We start from the raw sequence: 14,818 nt of genomic DNA, 5'->3' as shown, positions 1-14,818 counted from the left end.
TCATCCTCCCTAAGGAGCCAAAGCTATGACCGACCAGACCCCAGATATCATCTATACCAAAGTTGACGAAGCGCCTGAACTTGCCTCGGCTTCGCTTTTGCCGATCATCGCGCGCTTTGCGCGGGCGGCGGGTGTATCGGTTGGCACGCGCGACATTTCGCTGGCAGGGCGCATTTTGGCGGCATTTGCCGATCAATTGCCCGCCGATCAGCGCCAAAGTGATGATCTGGCCGCCTTGGGGGAATTGGTCAAAACGGCGGATGCCAATGTGATCAAGCTGCCAAACATCTCGGCCTCTGTGCCGCAATTGCAAGCCGCAATCAAAGAATTGCAGGGGCAGGGCTATGCGATCCCTGATTATCCAGAAAACCCCAAAACTGATGCGGAAAAAGACGCGCGCGCGAAATATGATGCGATCAAAGGCTCTGCTGTGAACCCCGTTTTGCGTGAAGGGAATTCAGACCGCCGCGCGGCTAAAGCCGTGAAGGCCTATGCGCAGGCCAACCCACATCGCATGGGCGAGTGGACGAAGGATAGCAAAACCCGCGTTGCGGCCATGTCGGGCGGCGATTTCCGCAGTAATGAAACATCGGTCACGCTGAAAGATGCCGCAACCGCGCGCATCGTTCACGTTGCGGAAGATGGCACTGAAACCGTTTTGAAGGATGCAGTCAGCTACCCTGCGGGCACGGTTGTTGATGCGACCTTCATGAGTGCCGCCGCGCTGAGCGATTTTCTGGCGGCTGAGATTGAACAAACGAAGAAAGATGGCGTGCTGTTCTCGCTGCATATGAAGGCCACAATGATGAAGGTCTCTGACCCGATCATCTTTGGCCATGCGGTCAAAGCCTATCTTGCGCCCGTCTTTGACGAATTTGGGGATCGTTTGGCGGCACTTGGCGTCAACCCCAATTCGGGTTTGGGTGATCTCATGGCCCGCATTGCAGGTGAGGCCGATATCAAAGCGGCGATTGACGCCTGCATGGCAGCGCGCCCGCCAATGTATATGGTCGACAGTGATCGCGGCATCACCAATTTGCATGTTCCCTCGGATGTAATTGTTGATGCATCCATGCCTGCGCTGATCCGTGCAGGTGGCAAAGGCTGGGGGCCAGATGGCAAGGAACATGACGCGGTCTGTGTGATCCCTGATAATTCTTACGCGCCCGTCTATGACGAGACGATCAAGTATTTCAAAGAAACGGGCAAGCTTGATCCTGCCACCTGCGGCACAGTGCAGAATATAGGCCTGATGGCGCAAAAGGCCGAAGAATATGGTAGCCACCCGACCACATTCGAAATGGCCGCAAAAGGCACGGTTCGGATGATCTTGGAAGATGGCACAGTGATCCATGAACACGCTGTTGAGGCGGGTGATATTTGGCGTTCCGCCTATGCACGCAAGGCACCGATTGAGGATTGGGTGAATTTGGCGATTGATCGTCAACGCGCCGAAGGCTGCGAGGCGGTGTTTTGGTTGGATGAAACCCGCGCCCATGATGCGGAATTGATCGCCTATGTGCGCCCGATTTTGGAAGCGCGCGGTGTGGCTGATAAATTCGCGATTATGGCGCCGCGTGAAGCGACCCGCAAAGCCCTAGAAACGATCCGCGCAGGTAAGAACCATATCGCCATCACAGGCAATGTGTTGCGCGATTACCTGACCGATCTCTTCCCCATCCTTGAATTGGCGACATCGGCCAAGATGCTGTCGATTGTAAAGTTGATGCAGGGCGGTGGTTTGTTTGAGACGGGTGCAGGCGGCTCGGCCCCGAAACATGTGCAGCAGTTGCAAGGTGAAAACCACCTGCGTTGGGACAGTCTGGGCGAGTTCTGCGCCCTTGGTGAAAGCTTTAAGTTCTTGGCTGAGACAAAGAACAATGCCGCAGCCCGTATCTTGGGCGAAGCGGTCGAGGCCGCGACCCAAGGCGTGTTGGACGATAACCGCAGCCCTGGCCGCAAGGTGGGCGAGCCTGACAACCGCGACAGCCATTACTGGTTCGCGCGCTACTGGGCCGAGGCCTTGGCCGCGCAAGACGAGGATGCAAAGCTTGCCGCAGAATTCGCGCCAATCGCCAAAGCATTGGCGGAACATGAGGCGCAGATTTTGGCAGAGTTGCACGCCGGTCGTGGTACGGCTGTGGATTTGGGCGGATATTATCACGCAGACCCCGCAAAGGTTGCAGCCGTCATGCGCCCCTCGGCCACGATGAACGCAATTTTCGCCTGACGCATAGGCCACTTCGCGTGATATTTTAGCAAAGCCCCCCGTGGTTTCGGGGGGCTTTTCTCTGTTTGGGGGCTTTCCATATCGACCCCAATCAGACAGAACATGGCGCAACATGAGGGGGGATGCCATGCGCATTGTCATTGCAGGGGCGAGCGGGTTTGTGGGGCAAATGCTTGTGCCCGAATTGCGCGCGCGCGGCGCAGATGTGATGCTGCTTGGCCGCGACCCTGAGGCGCTGCAGGCGAAATTCCCCGAATGCGCAGTGTCGGATTATGCAAACCTATCGCAGGCGTTGCAGGGGGCAGATCTGCTGCTCAATTTGGCGGTGGTGAATTCAGATGCGGGGGCAAGCCTGAGCGCTTATCAGTCCGTTAATGTAGAATTTGCAGCCACGCTTGCGCAGGCGGCGCAGGATGCGGGGGTGCGGTTTATCAATGTCAGCTCAACCCATGCTTTGGAGGCAGCCAACCGATCCGCCTATGCACAAAGCAAGCGCGATGGTGTCGCCGCAGTTGACGCGGTGGGGGGGGATGTTGTCCATCTCTATCTGCCCGCGATTTATGGCGCGACATTTGCAGGCGCGCTGCGCCATCTAAACCGCTTACCCAAGCCTCTGGCGCGGTTTGCCTTTGGCCCGATTTCGGCGCTAAAGCCGACCCTGTCCGTGACGCGGCTGGCGGAGTGGCTGTGTCATCACGCGCGGACGGCCCCGCGTGAGCTTGTGCTGAGTGACGGGCAGGGGGGCAACCTCACCTATCGCGCGGTCAGCCGCGTCATGGATTTAGCTGCCGCAGTGGGTGGCTTGATCCTATTCGCGCTGCCCATGCTGATCTTGTGGGCTTTGATCTGCAAAGAGGGCGATGGCCCTGCAATTTTCGCGCAACCGCGCGTGGGCCGTGGCGGGCAGGTTTTCACTTGCTATAAATTCCGCACCATGGCGATTGGCACGAAACAGGCGGGCACGCATGAGGTGTCTAGCGCCGCCGTCACGCCCTTGGGGGCCAAGCTGCGCCGATATAAACTTGATGAGCTGCCGCAGCTTTGGAACGTGCTTTGGGGTGACATGAGCCTTATTGGCCCACGCCCCTGCCTACCTGCGCAAGAGGAATTGGTGCGCCTGCGTGATCAGGCGGGTGTTTTGGACATTCGCCCTGGCATCTCAGGTCTTGCCCAAGTTGCGGGCGTGGACATGAGCGACCCCGCACGCCTCGTTGCATGGGATGCCCGCTACATCGCGCTGCGCGGTCTGATTTTGGACATTCGGTTGATCTTGCAAACCGCCCTTGGGGCGGGACAGGGCGATCGCGTTGGGAAATGAGATTGATTTTGCGCGTGTTTGATAACTGATGTTTCGTGACATTTAGAAAAATCAAAAAACGCTATAAACACACAGCCGCGCGCGCGGGACGCGTTTCGTTATTTAAAATCAGTGGCTTAGGGATTTAGGTCCGTGGTGCGTTTCGGGGTATGCTTGGCGCGTGTTTTTGGTGGCGTGAGTGTTGCAAATTCTGGCGGCGTGGCGTCTGATGGCTTCGTGGTTTTATCTGGGAGGGCATCGCTGTGAGGTTTGTTTTTGCTCTTGTCTTGGGAGTGTCTGCATTGGGCTGTGCCCCGGCGGTTGCTCAGAGTTATTCGGAGCCCGCGCGGGGCACTGCCACGCGGGCCGCTCTGATGGATGCGATACGCCCGCACATCGAGTGGGACCTCGGGCAGCCCATTGAGTTTGTCGTCGACGAATTGCGGGTGGCGGGCGATGTGGCCTATGGCTCCCTCTCTCCGCAGCGGCCGGGCGGCGGCGCGATCGATCTCTCCAATACCCCGGGTTCTCGGCGTGGTGAGATGGAGCCTGAGTACATGGACGGGGCGCATGTGGCGGTTCTGTACCGCAAGCTGAGGGAGACGTGGGTGGCCGTTCACCACTCGATCGGTGCGACGGGTGTGTGGTTCGCGGCGCCGGAGTACTGCATTGAGTATGCGGCCGTGATCCCTGAGTGGTGCAAGTAGCGGGATCGTGAATTGCTGATGAATTTGTTTGAGGCTGCCTAGTGACGGTCCGCAGGATATTCCACATACAGCCCGGGACAGACGGCGGGACGGAGCGCTTCTTCGTGACGCTGGCTGACGCCTTCGCGGAGCGGGGCATCGAGCAGGCATTTGCCATTCGTTCGGGCCGCGCGTGGCGGCAGGAGGTGGAGGGATTTGGCGAAATTAGGGAGGGACAGTTCCTGCGGCGCACGCCGGGGGGGATGTTCGACCTGTGGCGCCTTCACAGGGCCATTCGCGCGTTTCAGCCCGACGCGATTATGGCGTGGCGGGCTCCGGCGGCGCGATTGATCCCGCGGGACGTGGCGGCCGCGAAAATTGTCCGCCTCGGCGACTACCCGCGCCACGTCCGCCACTTCGCTGGTCTCGACGCGGTCGTGTGCAATAACCCGAGCATCGCCCGCCACATTGAGGAGCTAGGGTGGCAGGGGGACGCCCCGATCATATCGAACTTCTCGCGGCCGGTGGCGGGCGCCCCGATATCGCGCGCTGAGCTCGACGCGCCAGAGGGCGCGTTTGTCGTGTGCGGTGCAGGTCGCTTTACCAAGGTCAAAGGCTTTGACCTGCTGATCGAGGCGATCGCGCAGGTCCCCGGCGTGTATTTGTGGCTGGTGGGGGACGGGCCAGAGGCTGATGCACTGCTGTGGCAGGCGGAGGACTTGGGCGTCTCCGACCGCGTGCGATTTGCTGGCTGGCGCGACGACCCGACCGAGGTCATCGGGGCTGCCGATGCATTTGTCCTGCCGTCGCGCGACGAGCCACTGGGCAATGCCCTCATAGAGGCGTGGCGGGTGGGTGTGCCGTCTGTGGCGAGCATGACCGACGGCCCGAATTGGTATGCAGAGGATGGTCGGGATGTATTGCTGGTGCCAGTGGGGGATGCTGGGGCTATTGCCGGTGCAGTGCGGCGTCTGGTGGAGGATGGGGGCCTGAGGGGGCGGCTGGTGGAGGGAGCGCGAACCACTCTTTCGAAGAGGTTTGACCGCGGCGGAGTGGTGGACGCGTATCTGGCGTTGTTTGACGGGATTAATGCCGGCCGGACGTGACTATGGGGCGGGTGCGCTCCGTACGAGCTTTTGCCTGTTTTAGAGCGATACAACCTCAAGGTGAATTTGGCTTCGCTTCGGAAAATCATGACAAGAGACTGTCGAGGCGTTTGATGGCCTTGCGGCGGGCGTTGATGGCGGCGTCGAGGTAGCGGTTGCGGGTCTTGTGGTTCGAGTATTTGCGCCTGTTGTCATTTTGCTCGCATCTGTAAATGAGTTTGATGGCCTGCCGGTATATGGGGTCTTGGCCGGATCGCCGCGGAAATGTCATCATGAAGTCCATCCAGAACTCGGCACGCTCTCGCTCCTCCTCGTGCGTTGGTGCGCTGGCGATGACCGTCAAGACGCTGTCGATTTGTGCGTCCGCCGTCGCGACCGCGAGGAGGGCGCGGCCGAGGTCCGTCTGGTAGGCCTCGGACGCATTGACACCGAACTCATCGGCGTATGGCGCCAGGTATTTCAAGACGAGGTCGTGGGGCGGCGGCTGGTTTAACCCGTGGAGGACGCCGTTTTGTGATGACTTGCGCCTGCCCGCTTGCGTCTTGGGTCCGCTGCTCTTCTGCGCGTTAGAGCGGTTGGCGGCGACTTGCAGATTGGCGCTGTCAGCAGTGAAAGCGAGTTCAGCAAAGATTGGCTATGTAGAAGCGAGTGTTACATGCGTACGCTGCGTTTTAAGCGTGTTAAACCCAGTGTGGGTACGTTGGCTATATGCGCAAGCAAATTACAGCACTACGGACGCTGTATGACGGCGACAGAACAGCATACGCAGCTTGGTAAGCGTTTTATTGAACTCAGCGAACAGTGCCACAAGCAGATTAATAGTGATGCTGTGGGTTGGTGGAAAGACGAGGTGAGGGTTGGACAAATAGCACTGTAGCTTCACGTCAACAACCTCGTCATCCGAAATTGGGTTTTAAGCAGTAAATTTTCGTGCTGCGGTTTTCTGCGGTGGAGTACTTACAGAAGTGAGGTGGTGATTTTGCATCATCCCATTCTGCTAGTTGCTAAATAACAGTATGAACAAGAGTGCATTACAAGACATACAGCAAGCATTAAACGCGATACGTAGCGAAATCGAACGTGTTGACGACGAGACAAAGTGGGCTGCACTTGAGTTAATGCTAGGCACAAGCAGCTGTATTGTGGCGCTTGCTAAGAAGATGGCAAAACCAGAAACAAAGACTGTTACACGCACTGTAGCTGTTCCAAAGACAACGATAGTCAAACAAGAGCCACAGCAGCAGACGACGCCAAAAGACACAGAACGAACAGACTTCACACCTATTCGTCCACAACCACCGTTACCAAATCAACAAGACGACAGAGACAAACGTTAGGAAACCAGTCAAAAGTGCATGGTTTGTAGCTGTTTGATTGCGTGGTTGACACTACGGCTGACTGGCATAGTGAGGCGCTGTACATATACCGTTGTCACAATACAACACGTTACGGCAAGCGTAGAAAACACGTGCTGTTCATCCCTTTAACAAATCTATAATATAAGACTGACACTTAACCTATGGAGGTGTGAGATGAAATCTTATGATGAATTAAAAGCTGAAATGGAAGCAATTCAGCAGCAGATGGTTGAAGCGAAGAAGAATGAACGTGCGAACGCACTGAAGGAAGTAAAGCGTCTTTGCAAAGAGTTTGGCTTTACTGCTGGCATGTTGAAGGGTTTTTTGGCTGAAGGCAGAAAGAAACAATGAATATCGAAAAAGCTAAAGAAATTGTTATCTCAGCTATAAACACTGCATTAGAAGGCAAAGCAGAAATTACCGAAGATATGCAGCTTATCGGTGGCGAGTCGTTGCTTGACTCTATGAAGCTAGTTGAAGTGTGTCTTGCACTAGAAGATTTAGCAGATGAGCATGGATTTGAGTTTGACTGGACATCAGAAGCAGCGATGTCAAAGTCACGCAGTATGTTCAGAAGTGTAGCTGCACTTGCGGAAGAGTTTGCAAATCAATCGGAGGTTTAAGTGATTATTGTTACTGGGGCAAGTCGTGGACTGGGGCAAGCCATAACTGAGCGTCTCATTGAGAGAGGTGAAGAAGTAATAGGGTTAGCTCGCAACACAAGCGGATTGAATATAAACGCTATTGAATGTGATGTAAGTGACTATGCCTCGGTAAAGAATGCTTCAAAAGAAGTAAAGCGGATGAAAAAGCCAGTTAAAGCATTTATCAACGCGGCTGGTGTTGCTTCTATGAACATGGCAGTGACAACGAATGAATCAACAGTGCAGAAGTTGATACAGACAAATCTCGTTGGAACTATATATTGTTGTCAGTTATTCGCTCCGTTAATGCTGCGTCAGAAGCAAGGGAGCTTTATCAATTTCTCTACGATAGCTGTGGCTTTAGCTTTGAAAGGTGAGTCTGTTTACGCTGCATCTAAGGCTGGTGTTGAATCATTCTCTCGCACATTCGCAAGAGAGATGGCTGACTTCAATGTAAGGGTAAATTGTATTGCGCCGGGGCCTATACGTACTGATCTTCTACGAGGAATTACGGATGCCCAAATAGAAAAAATCACATCACAACAAGTAATTCAAAGGCAATTCCAAAAGTCCGATGTATGCGATCTTGTTGAATTATTGCTTGACGAAAAAGCAACATCTCTCAGTGGACAAGTACTTAATGTAGGTGGTGTGTAATGGATATCATAAGAAAACTGTCCGAGAGATGGAAAGGGATTGATTACCCATTCTTAATACACGCTAATGGTTCGTTAAAATTCGATGAAGTTGTTAACCAGCAGCACGTTGATTTGACTGAAGTTAAAAGCGGAGATGTTGTTGCGCTTATTGGTGACTTTAATCCCCAATCCATTCTTACTCTTTTGCAGCTAATTGATAAGAATGTAATTCTTGTGCCACTGACAGTAGATACAAGATCTCAACATGAATACTTCTTTGGGTCAGCTCTTGTAGATGTTGTCATCGAAGGTGATGAAGTTAAACGCCTTAGTCATAGCCAAACGCATGAATTGATTGACGAGTTAAGGCTAAAAGAACATGCTGGACTTATTCTCTTCTCAACGGGTACTACTGGACGTCCTAAAGCGATTTTGCATGATTTAACGCTGTTTATGCAGCGATTCGAAACGCCACGTCCAACTCTAAAAACGATCAATTTCTTGCTGTTTGATCATATTGGTGGACTCAATACACTGCTTCACACTTTGTTTAACAAAGGAACCGTAGTTGCACCAAAGTCTCGCAGCGTCGAAGACATCTTAACTACATGTTCTGAGCATGAAATAGAAGTTCTGCCTACCACACCAACATTTCTTCGAATGATGTTAATGAGTGGGCTTATACCAGATAGCGTTCCTAAATCGTTACGCATTATTACATACGGTACTGAACGTATGGATCAACCTACGCTTGATTCGCTTTGTGAGTTATTGCCGAACGTAGAATTTAGACAAACGTTTGGTATGTCTGAGCTTGGAATCGTGCGTGTAAAGAGTGAATCATCTAATAGCCTCTTTATGAAAGTTGGTGGCGAGGGCGTAGAGACAAGGGTTGTAGATAACGTACTGGAAATTCGCTCGCAGACAAGAATGCTTGGATACCTAAATGCTGAAAGCCCCTTTGATGATGAAGGTTGGTATAACACAAAGGATATCGTTGAAGAACGTGATGGCTACTACAAAGTAACTGGACGGACGAGTGAGGTTATAAATGTTGGTGGGCTAAAGTTTATGGCTTCTGAAGTTGAAAGGGTAGCTCTGCAATATGAGCATGTTGAGCTTGCTAAAGCCGAAGCAAAACCTAATCCAATTACTGGAGAGCATGTAGAGTTAGCGGTTCAGTCTGCATCAAATCATGAAGTAGATAAAGTTGGCTTGAAAACTTTTCTTGCTGCACAACTACCTAACCACATGATGCCTAAGCGCATAAGAGTAGGTTCTGTAAGTGTTGGACATAGATTTAAAAGGAATTAAAATGAAAAAAGCTATAGTAGTAGCACACCCTGATGACGAAGTTCTATTCTTTAGCTCAGTTTTAGAAGCGGTTGATCAGATTATTGTATGCTTTGGTCCATCAAGTAATGATGACGTCACCAATGGGCGAAAAGAACTTCAAAGTAGATATCCACTTAAAAACATTGAATGGTTAAATGTTGAAGAAAGCAATGTATTTCGCTCAGGGAATTGGAATTCTCCTAAACTGAATGACTGTGGTATGGTTGTTTCCCGCAATAAAAATGACTACGAAAAAAACTTTAACCATTTAGCTGAATTACTTAAGTTAAAATTATCTTCATTTGATGTTGTATATACTCACAATCCTTGGGGTGAATATGGTCATGAAGAGCATATTTCAGTTTTTAGGGCTGTTTGCGTAGCAACTAAATCTACGAAACCTTCAATTTATGTTTCAAGCTATCTTAGCGATCGATCCAAGAAGGTTTTTGATATTCAGAAAGCTCTGCTAGGTCCTGAGCTGATAGTAGGGAGCATCCCCACGAACCTCTGCCATTCTATAAAAAGTCTGTATATGGAGAATAATTGCTGGACTTGGAATGACGATTACATCTGGCCTTACACGGAATTATTCATAAAAATTAATGATCTCTCAGTACCAACCAAAAATAAATATCAGAATCCTACTGCAAATCCTCCTGTTTTGCTGTTAACAATGTCATTCAAACAAAGTTTACTAGGGACCTTGGTTCGTCGGATGCTTCCCAAAGCCCTCAAGACCTACATCAAAAATTTATTGAAAAAAGTTAGAAAATGACTTCGATATCTCAAAGTGGTTTCCACGTAGTTTATGATATCAACACACTGAAAAGAGTGATAGCGTTTTTGGAGCTGGGTTTTGGGTGGGATAATCGTAGAAGTAAAGAAATTTTGGAATGTCTTGGATCTTTAGATAAGGAGACGCCTAAAGCGGCTTTATTTTCTGAACACGGTCAAATCAAGATTGCAATCCTTCTTTTTGAACAAAATACTATTCATAGTAGCTCTGACAAGGTTATTAATCTCTCTTCTTGGTATGCTAAAGAATCTCACAGAGGAATTGACGCGGTCAGATTTGCTAAAAAGCTCACTGCAAAGCTTTCTGATTATACGATTACAAATTACACACCGAGTTCCGCTGTCAAAAAAATACTTATTGCATTGGGTTATAAATACATGAATGTTGAACTTTTTTCCTATGGTGTGGTAAAGCAGTTTCCTTTTGTTCAACTGAAGCACATCAACAAGAAAATCAATTTTTCTGAAGGAGCAGTTAAGCCTGTAAAATTAATTTATAACCGTGATAGTGATATCTCTCATGCTGGGTACCAATTAGTTACAGTTAAAAAATTTGGATTAAAGCTAAGAATTTTAAATATCTACTTGAGAGAAGACGTCAGTTCTGTTTCTTTCACCTGGTTGTTTGCACAGTGCTTGCGCAATTTCGTGGTGCGCGTAAACATATACGCGGAAACATGCGGTACCTCAAAAGAAGCACCATGGCTTGTGAAAAGCTTCGAAAATAATCTTTATGTACACCCTCAAAATTCAGAGTTATCGATTACCCAATAAGTGGACTAATTTTAATTTTTGTTATTTTCAAGTATTGAAGCTTGAGTTTCTAAGCTAGATAAGTTTTTGATTACAGATTACTAATCTTCGGATGACAGCCTTTGAACTCTGAAAGCACAATGCTTTTGGCTAACTAGGAGGCTGACATGACTGTACTTGATACCCTTAATTTTGTTGCATTTAACCCACTTCAAAACAACAACCCTATCGCTGTTCGTCGTCGTAAGCTGATTGAAAAGATTGATGAACAAATCCAACTTGCAGCAAACAAAGACTACACACCTGTGCAACACAAGTGGGTTACTGACGAAGATGGTAACCAACGCAAAGTAGAAGTTGCTAAACGTGTTAAACGTTGGTGGGCTGCTAGTGTTGATGGAAAGATAAATCTTGTAGTGCGCTATGGAAGCAAGGCTTTAGAGTTTGCTGAAGGTAAGAATGCAATCGAACTAGCTAGTGAAGCAGAAGTTGCTGATGTACTAGCTAAGGTGCGCGAAGCTGCAGAGAATGGTGAGTTAGATGCACTTATTGAACAGCAAGCGCAGTTTGGAAGACGAGTTACACGAAAGAACAAGTGAACGAAAGAAGACAAGAACGTGGATGGATTAAGCACGTTCTTCGTCTTACAATGTGCAGCAAATGATTGCGTAAACAATTTAATTGCAATAGTTACACAAGCGTAGATAAAACGTGCAAAGTGGATATTGAGTTACACATTAGTTGCACACAAATTATTTTTAGACGTTAAATGATTGATATTAAACAATTAAATATTGGCGTTACTAGTTAGTGGGGGGCGATCGGTGGGTCGGCGTCAAACATTGGCGCTATCTCGTGCGCGTATTCGTCGATCGCTCGCTCCATGTATGACTGCATGCGGCGGCGGTTTCGGTCGATCTCGAGGTCACAATACGCGATGAGTTCGACTTGCCTCACCTCGAAGGGCTCTAATGGACTGAAGTGCGCCTTAATGGCGTCGAAGTGAATTTGGAAGTCGTGTGGCTCCTCTCCAACGGAGAGTATGGGGCCAGAGATAATCCGGAGGTGTTCTGACATATTCGAAATCCTTACAGTTGGTCTGCAAGAATTTTGGAACAAATAATGAACATGTCAAATCTAAAATAACGAAATGTTCAATAATTATGGGGATATTGTCTCACGTTGTCTCATTGTGTCTCGGGTTTGTCTCACCCGGTTTCACTTGGTTGTGATGCGGATGCCGGGGCGGTCGTCGGGCGTGCCGATGAATTCGATGCCGGCGGCTTCGTAGAAGGTTTTAATTTTTTGTAAGTTATTTTTCTTGGCTGCGGGTACGCCGGTTGTGGCCTCGTATCGCTTTAATGTCGCTATTCCGATTCCGGTTGCATCCGCAACTTGTGCCAATGTCAGTACCAGAGCTGCACGAGCTGCTCTCATTTGACTCACGGTTATAATTTTCTCTTGCAATTTGATACCTCAAGTATCATATTGGACATATGGAACATCATGCTCAAAATGACTGGGTCAAAGCACTCGACATGCTACAGGGTGCTTATGCTCAGTCGACGATTGACGGGTATTATCGAGACTTCTGCGTCTTTGTCCAATGGTGTGAAACTCAGATTATAGATCCGCTGCCGTGTGAAGCCAGACTGCTTGCCTCGTTTTTGGATGATCAGTCCAAGACAAAGGCCGCCGTGACTGTCCGCCGCTATACCGTGTCCATCGGAAAAATACACCGCCTCTTGAATTTTGATGACCCGACGAAGGCTGAACTTGTGCGGCTGGCTCTGCGGCGGGCGCAGCGGTCTGCTATCGCGCCGCAGAGGCAATCACTGGGCCTCACGAGGGAAGACGTGAACGCGATTGTGGCGATGCGACATCGATCGCTGCGTCACATGCGTGACGCTGCCATGATCTCCGTAGGATTTGACGGACTGATGCGGCGCTCTGAGATTGTCGTGCTCAAGGTGTCTGATGTTACATGGATTAATGAAGGTACGGCGCGCTTGATCGTAAGACGCGGCAAGACGGATCAGTTGGCGCGGGGCAGGGTGGTTTGGCTCACTCCGACATCATCGCAAGTGTTGCGAGAGTGGGTTAACCTAAGTTCTAATGCGCAGCTTTTGTTTGGGCCAATCTATGGTGGCGTGGTGATTGATCGATGGCTCAACCCGGTGTCCGTGCAGCGTGCGATTAAGCGTTGTCTCGAAGAAATTGGTCATGATCAGTGCCATTGCTACACGGGGCATGCGCTGCGTGTGGGTGCTGCGCAGGAATTATTACGAATGGGCCGTGACACCGCGGGTATCATGCGGGCCGGCGGTTGGAAGTCCGTGTCCACACTGGCACGTTATCTTGAACGCGCTGAGCACTCAGTCTGGGGTGGCTAGAACTATCACAATAAAAATTGCCGTGTGACTTTAGCACTTACGAATCTCAAGCACCTCCAGTACGCTCAAATTTGAGCAAATGATTACACTGCTTCAAATTGTTAATATTATGTGGCGGCCAATTTTTTCGATCTGCCGTGCGGTAGCTATGGAGATTGCGACTTAATGGCAAGTGTCCGTGAGGATGTCGCACTCGAGCGGACTTTTCAGTGTATGTGCCTGATACATAAATGTGGTGACATTTCCACCCGGGAGTTAGCTGAGCGTATGAAAATATCCAACGGCGCAGCCTATTATGTTCTCAGCGCATTGATCGAGAAGGGCTACGTCAAGGCTGAGAGTTTTAAAAACAACACCAGTAAGTCACGGTACTTTTACTTGCTCACTCCCGCTGGGCTAGGGGAGAAGGCGCGGCTCACTGCCAAGTTTATTCGGCGGAAGAAGGCAGAGTATCAGGCATTGAAAGTGGAAATTGAAGTTCTCGAGCGCGAGTATGCCGCACAGCAGCTTAGTACCCGATAATGGGGCGTTATGGGTAGGTCAAATGGGACTATTTCGACCTCGAAAAAAAGAAAATTTGAACAGATAATGGCAAAAAAAATAACAGTGATTGGTGGGTCTGGTTTTGTTGGTACTAACCTATGCCGGCAGCTTTCGTTAAAGCAGCAAGATTTTGAGATCATTGACATCAAGATGAGCAATCAGTTCCCGGACAAGTGTAAGATTGCGGATGTTCGCGATATGGGTACTTTGCGGAAAACGATTACGGGTGACGTGGTCGTAAATTTGGCGGCAGTGCATCGCGACGACGTAAGGGATAAGTCAGAATATCAGCGTACAAATGTAGATGGCGCGGAAAACGTTGCTCTAGTATGTGAAGAAAAGGGTATCAAAAAGATTGTCTTCACCAGTACCGTTGCGGTTTATGGATTTGCAGAGCCGGGGACAGATGAAAGCGGGGCAATAAACCCCTTTAATGAATATGGACGGACTAAGTTTGAAGCTGAAGAGAAACTTCGCGCTTGGCAGATGAAAGGGAAAAACTCGCTGATCATTGTTCGCCCAACTGTGATTTTTGGTGAGGGCAATCGCGGAAACGTTTTCAATCTTCTAAATCAAATCGCTTCAGGAAAATTTCTTATGGTGGGCAAAGGCGAAAACAAGAAGTCGATGGCCTATATCGGCAATATTGTTGCCTTTTTAGAAACATGCGTCGCTACTGAACAGAAATATGGTGTATACAATTATGTTGATACGCCTGACTTGACCATGAATGAGCTGGTTTCGCAGGTGAGAGCAAAATTGAAGGGTAAAACCGGAGTAGGTCTGCGATTACCGTATTGGTTAGGGATGCTTTTGGGTTACGTCGCGGATGCCGTTGCTATGCTCAGCGGTAAAAATTTACCAGTGAGTGCAATTCGCGTTAAGAAATTTGCTTCATCGACCGAGTTTAGAAGCGCAAAAGCCAGCTTAGAAACCTTTCAAGCACCGTTTACACTCAGCGACGGCATCGAACGCACTCTGCAGAGTGAATTTATCTCACCTGAACCTAATCGAGAAATATTTTACACGGAGTAAAA

Annotated in this window: 19 protein-coding genes; 16 read left to right on the top strand and 3 right to left on the bottom strand. The window is 49.7% G+C overall.

Annotation, left to right across the window (positions count from 1 at the left end; all coding sequences use genetic code 11):
• Nucleotides 1-25: 25 nt before the first annotated feature.
• The 4 genes from AAC620_RS04480 (at nt 26) to AAC620_RS04465 (ending at nt 5,319) form a co-directional block, all read left to right on the top strand.
• Nucleotides 26-2,230, top strand: coding sequence for an NADP-dependent isocitrate dehydrogenase (locus AAC620_RS04480; RefSeq protein WP_340242962.1), 2,205 nt, complete (start codon nt 26-28; stop codon nt 2,228-2,230).
• A 127-nt stretch (nt 2,231-2,357) separates the two neighbouring features.
• Complete coding sequence (locus tag AAC620_RS04475) at nt 2,358-3,548, top strand: hybrid nucleoside-diphosphate sugar epimerase/sugar transferase (protein WP_340242961.1); 1,191 nt, start codon at nt 2,358-2,360, stop codon at nt 3,546-3,548.
• 353 nt (nt 3,549-3,901) lie between these two features.
• Complete coding sequence (locus AAC620_RS04470) at nt 3,902-4,234, top strand: hypothetical protein (protein WP_340242960.1); 333 nt, start codon at nt 3,902-3,904, stop codon at nt 4,232-4,234.
• A 41-nt stretch (nt 4,235-4,275) separates the two neighbouring features.
• Nucleotides 4,276-5,319 (top strand): glycosyltransferase, encoded by a 1,044-nt coding sequence (locus AAC620_RS04465; protein WP_340242959.1) that lies wholly within the window; start codon nt 4,276-4,278, stop codon nt 5,317-5,319.
• An 85-nt stretch (nt 5,320-5,404) separates the two neighbouring features.
• Here AAC620_RS04465 and AAC620_RS04460 read toward each other — a convergent pair whose 3' ends face one another.
• The gene (locus AAC620_RS04460; RefSeq protein WP_340242958.1) at nt 5,405-5,782 is read right to left on the bottom strand and encodes a hypothetical protein; all 378 of its coding nucleotides are present in this window, start codon (nt 5,780-5,782) and stop codon (nt 5,405-5,407) included.
• Nucleotides 5,783-5,854: 72 nt separating this feature from the next.
• On the opposite strand from AAC620_RS04460, the gene AAC620_RS12380 reads away from it, so the two are divergent.
• The 9 genes from AAC620_RS12380 to AAC620_RS04420 all read left to right on the top strand — a co-directional run bounded on the left by AAC620_RS12380 (nt 5,855) and on the right by AAC620_RS04420 (nt 11,444).
• Entirely contained in the window at nt 5,855-6,196 is a 342-nt protein-coding gene (locus AAC620_RS12380; RefSeq protein WP_445322431.1) for a DUF6626 family protein, read from the top strand.
• 139 nt (nt 6,197-6,335) lie between these two features.
• Nucleotides 6,336-6,656, top strand: coding sequence for a hypothetical protein (locus AAC620_RS04455; RefSeq protein ID WP_340242957.1), 321 nt, complete (start codon nt 6,336-6,338; stop codon nt 6,654-6,656).
• A 195-nt stretch (nt 6,657-6,851) separates the two neighbouring features.
• Nucleotides 6,852-7,028 (top strand): H-NS family nucleoid-associated regulatory protein, encoded by a 177-nt coding sequence (locus AAC620_RS04450; protein WP_340242956.1) that lies wholly within the window; start codon nt 6,852-6,854, stop codon nt 7,026-7,028.
• Complete coding sequence (locus tag AAC620_RS04445; protein ID WP_340242955.1) at nt 7,025-7,300, top strand: hypothetical protein; 276 nt, start codon at nt 7,025-7,027, stop codon at nt 7,298-7,300. The genes AAC620_RS04450 and AAC620_RS04445 overlap by 4 nt, the downstream gene beginning before the upstream one ends.
• Nucleotides 7,301-7,978, top strand: coding sequence for an SDR family NAD(P)-dependent oxidoreductase (locus tag AAC620_RS04440; protein WP_340242954.1), 678 nt, complete (start codon nt 7,301-7,303; stop codon nt 7,976-7,978).
• Nucleotides 7,978-9,273, top strand: coding sequence for an ANL family adenylate-forming protein (locus tag AAC620_RS04435; RefSeq protein ID WP_340242953.1), 1,296 nt, complete (start codon nt 7,978-7,980; stop codon nt 9,271-9,273). Before AAC620_RS04440 ends, AAC620_RS04435 begins: the two co-directional genes overlap by 1 nt.
• A 1-nt stretch (nt 9,274) precedes the next feature.
• Entirely contained in the window at nt 9,275-10,072 is a 798-nt protein-coding gene (locus tag AAC620_RS04430; protein WP_340242952.1) for a PIG-L family deacetylase, read from the top strand.
• A complete protein-coding gene (locus AAC620_RS04425) occupies nt 10,069-10,866 on the top strand; it encodes a hypothetical protein (protein ID WP_340242951.1) in 798 nt (265 codons plus the stop codon). Before AAC620_RS04430 ends, AAC620_RS04425 begins: the two co-directional genes overlap by 4 nt.
• Before the next feature lie 146 nt (nt 10,867-11,012).
• Complete coding sequence (locus AAC620_RS04420) at nt 11,013-11,444, top strand: DUF6641 family protein (protein ID WP_340242950.1); 432 nt, start codon at nt 11,013-11,015, stop codon at nt 11,442-11,444.
• Between the two features lie 208 nt (nt 11,445-11,652).
• Here the strand turns inward: AAC620_RS04420 and AAC620_RS04415 are convergent, their stop codons facing one another.
• Nucleotides 11,653-11,922, bottom strand: coding sequence for a hypothetical protein (locus AAC620_RS04415; protein WP_340242949.1), 270 nt, complete (start codon nt 11,920-11,922; stop codon nt 11,653-11,655).
• A gap of 141 nt (nt 11,923-12,063) precedes the next feature.
• Nucleotides 12,064-12,312 (bottom strand): helix-turn-helix domain-containing protein, encoded by a 249-nt coding sequence (locus AAC620_RS04410; RefSeq protein ID WP_340242948.1) that lies wholly within the window; start codon nt 12,310-12,312, stop codon nt 12,064-12,066.
• 29 nt (nt 12,313-12,341) lie between these two features.
• Here AAC620_RS04410 and AAC620_RS04405 point away from each other — a divergent pair, with 29 nt between their 5' ends.
• The 3 genes from AAC620_RS04405 to AAC620_RS04395 all read left to right on the top strand — a co-directional run bounded on the left by AAC620_RS04405 (nt 12,342) and on the right by AAC620_RS04395 (nt 14,816).
• A complete protein-coding gene (locus AAC620_RS04405; protein ID WP_340242947.1) occupies nt 12,342-13,238 on the top strand; it encodes a tyrosine-type recombinase/integrase in 897 nt (298 codons plus the stop codon).
• Nucleotides 13,239-13,403: 165 nt separating this feature from the next.
• The gene (locus AAC620_RS04400; RefSeq protein ID WP_340242946.1) at nt 13,404-13,760 is read left to right on the top strand and encodes a MarR family EPS-associated transcriptional regulator; all 357 of its coding nucleotides are present in this window, start codon (nt 13,404-13,406) and stop codon (nt 13,758-13,760) included.
• Between the two features lie 66 nt (nt 13,761-13,826).
• A complete protein-coding gene (locus AAC620_RS04395; RefSeq protein WP_340242945.1) occupies nt 13,827-14,816 on the top strand; it encodes an NAD-dependent epimerase/dehydratase family protein in 990 nt (329 codons plus the stop codon).
• The last annotated feature ends 2 nt before the right edge of the window (nt 14,817-14,818 follow it).

The organism is Roseobacter sp. HKCCA2468 (genome assembly GCF_037805105.1).
Classification (GTDB): Bacteria; Pseudomonadota; Alphaproteobacteria; order Rhodobacterales; family Rhodobacteraceae; genus M30B80.
The sequence above is the reverse complement of the archived record's forward strand: the minus strand, read 5'-3'. Positions and strand labels throughout refer to the sequence as shown.

What these genes read in the sequence shown, in the direction of transcription:
- AAC620_RS04480 (WP_340242962.1), top strand. Translation starts at nt 26, where the DNA reads ATGACCGACCAGACCCCAGATATCATCTATACCAAAGTTGACGAAGCG.
- AAC620_RS04475 (WP_340242961.1), top strand. Translation starts at nt 2,358, where the DNA reads ATGCGCATTGTCATTGCAGGGGCGAGCGGGTTTGTGGGGCAAATGCTT.
- AAC620_RS04470 (WP_340242960.1), top strand. Translation starts at nt 3,902, where the DNA reads ATGGATGCGATACGCCCGCACATCGAGTGGGACCTCGGGCAGCCCATT.
- AAC620_RS04455 (WP_340242957.1), top strand. Translation starts at nt 6,336, where the DNA reads ATGAACAAGAGTGCATTACAAGACATACAGCAAGCATTAAACGCGATA.
- AAC620_RS04450 (WP_340242956.1), top strand. Translation starts at nt 6,852, where the DNA reads ATGAAATCTTATGATGAATTAAAAGCTGAAATGGAAGCAATTCAGCAG.
- AAC620_RS04445 (WP_340242955.1), top strand. Translation starts at nt 7,025, where the DNA reads ATGAATATCGAAAAAGCTAAAGAAATTGTTATCTCAGCTATAAACACT.
- AAC620_RS04435 (WP_340242953.1), top strand. Translation starts at nt 7,978, where the DNA reads ATGGATATCATAAGAAAACTGTCCGAGAGATGGAAAGGGATTGATTAC.
- AAC620_RS04430 (WP_340242952.1), top strand. Translation starts at nt 9,275, where the DNA reads ATGAAAAAAGCTATAGTAGTAGCACACCCTGATGACGAAGTTCTATTC.
- AAC620_RS04425 (WP_340242951.1), top strand. Translation starts at nt 10,069, where the DNA reads ATGACTTCGATATCTCAAAGTGGTTTCCACGTAGTTTATGATATCAAC.
- AAC620_RS04420 (WP_340242950.1), top strand. Translation starts at nt 11,013, where the DNA reads ATGACTGTACTTGATACCCTTAATTTTGTTGCATTTAACCCACTTCAA.
- AAC620_RS04415 (WP_340242949.1), bottom strand. Translation starts at nt 11,922, where the DNA reads ATGTCAGAACACCTCCGGATTATCTCTGGCCCCATACTCTCCGTTGGA.
- AAC620_RS04405 (WP_340242947.1), top strand. Translation starts at nt 12,342, where the DNA reads ATGGAACATCATGCTCAAAATGACTGGGTCAAAGCACTCGACATGCTA.
- AAC620_RS04400 (WP_340242946.1), top strand. Translation starts at nt 13,404, where the DNA reads ATGGCAAGTGTCCGTGAGGATGTCGCACTCGAGCGGACTTTTCAGTGT.
- AAC620_RS04395 (WP_340242945.1), top strand. Translation starts at nt 13,827, where the DNA reads ATGGCAAAAAAAATAACAGTGATTGGTGGGTCTGGTTTTGTTGGTACT.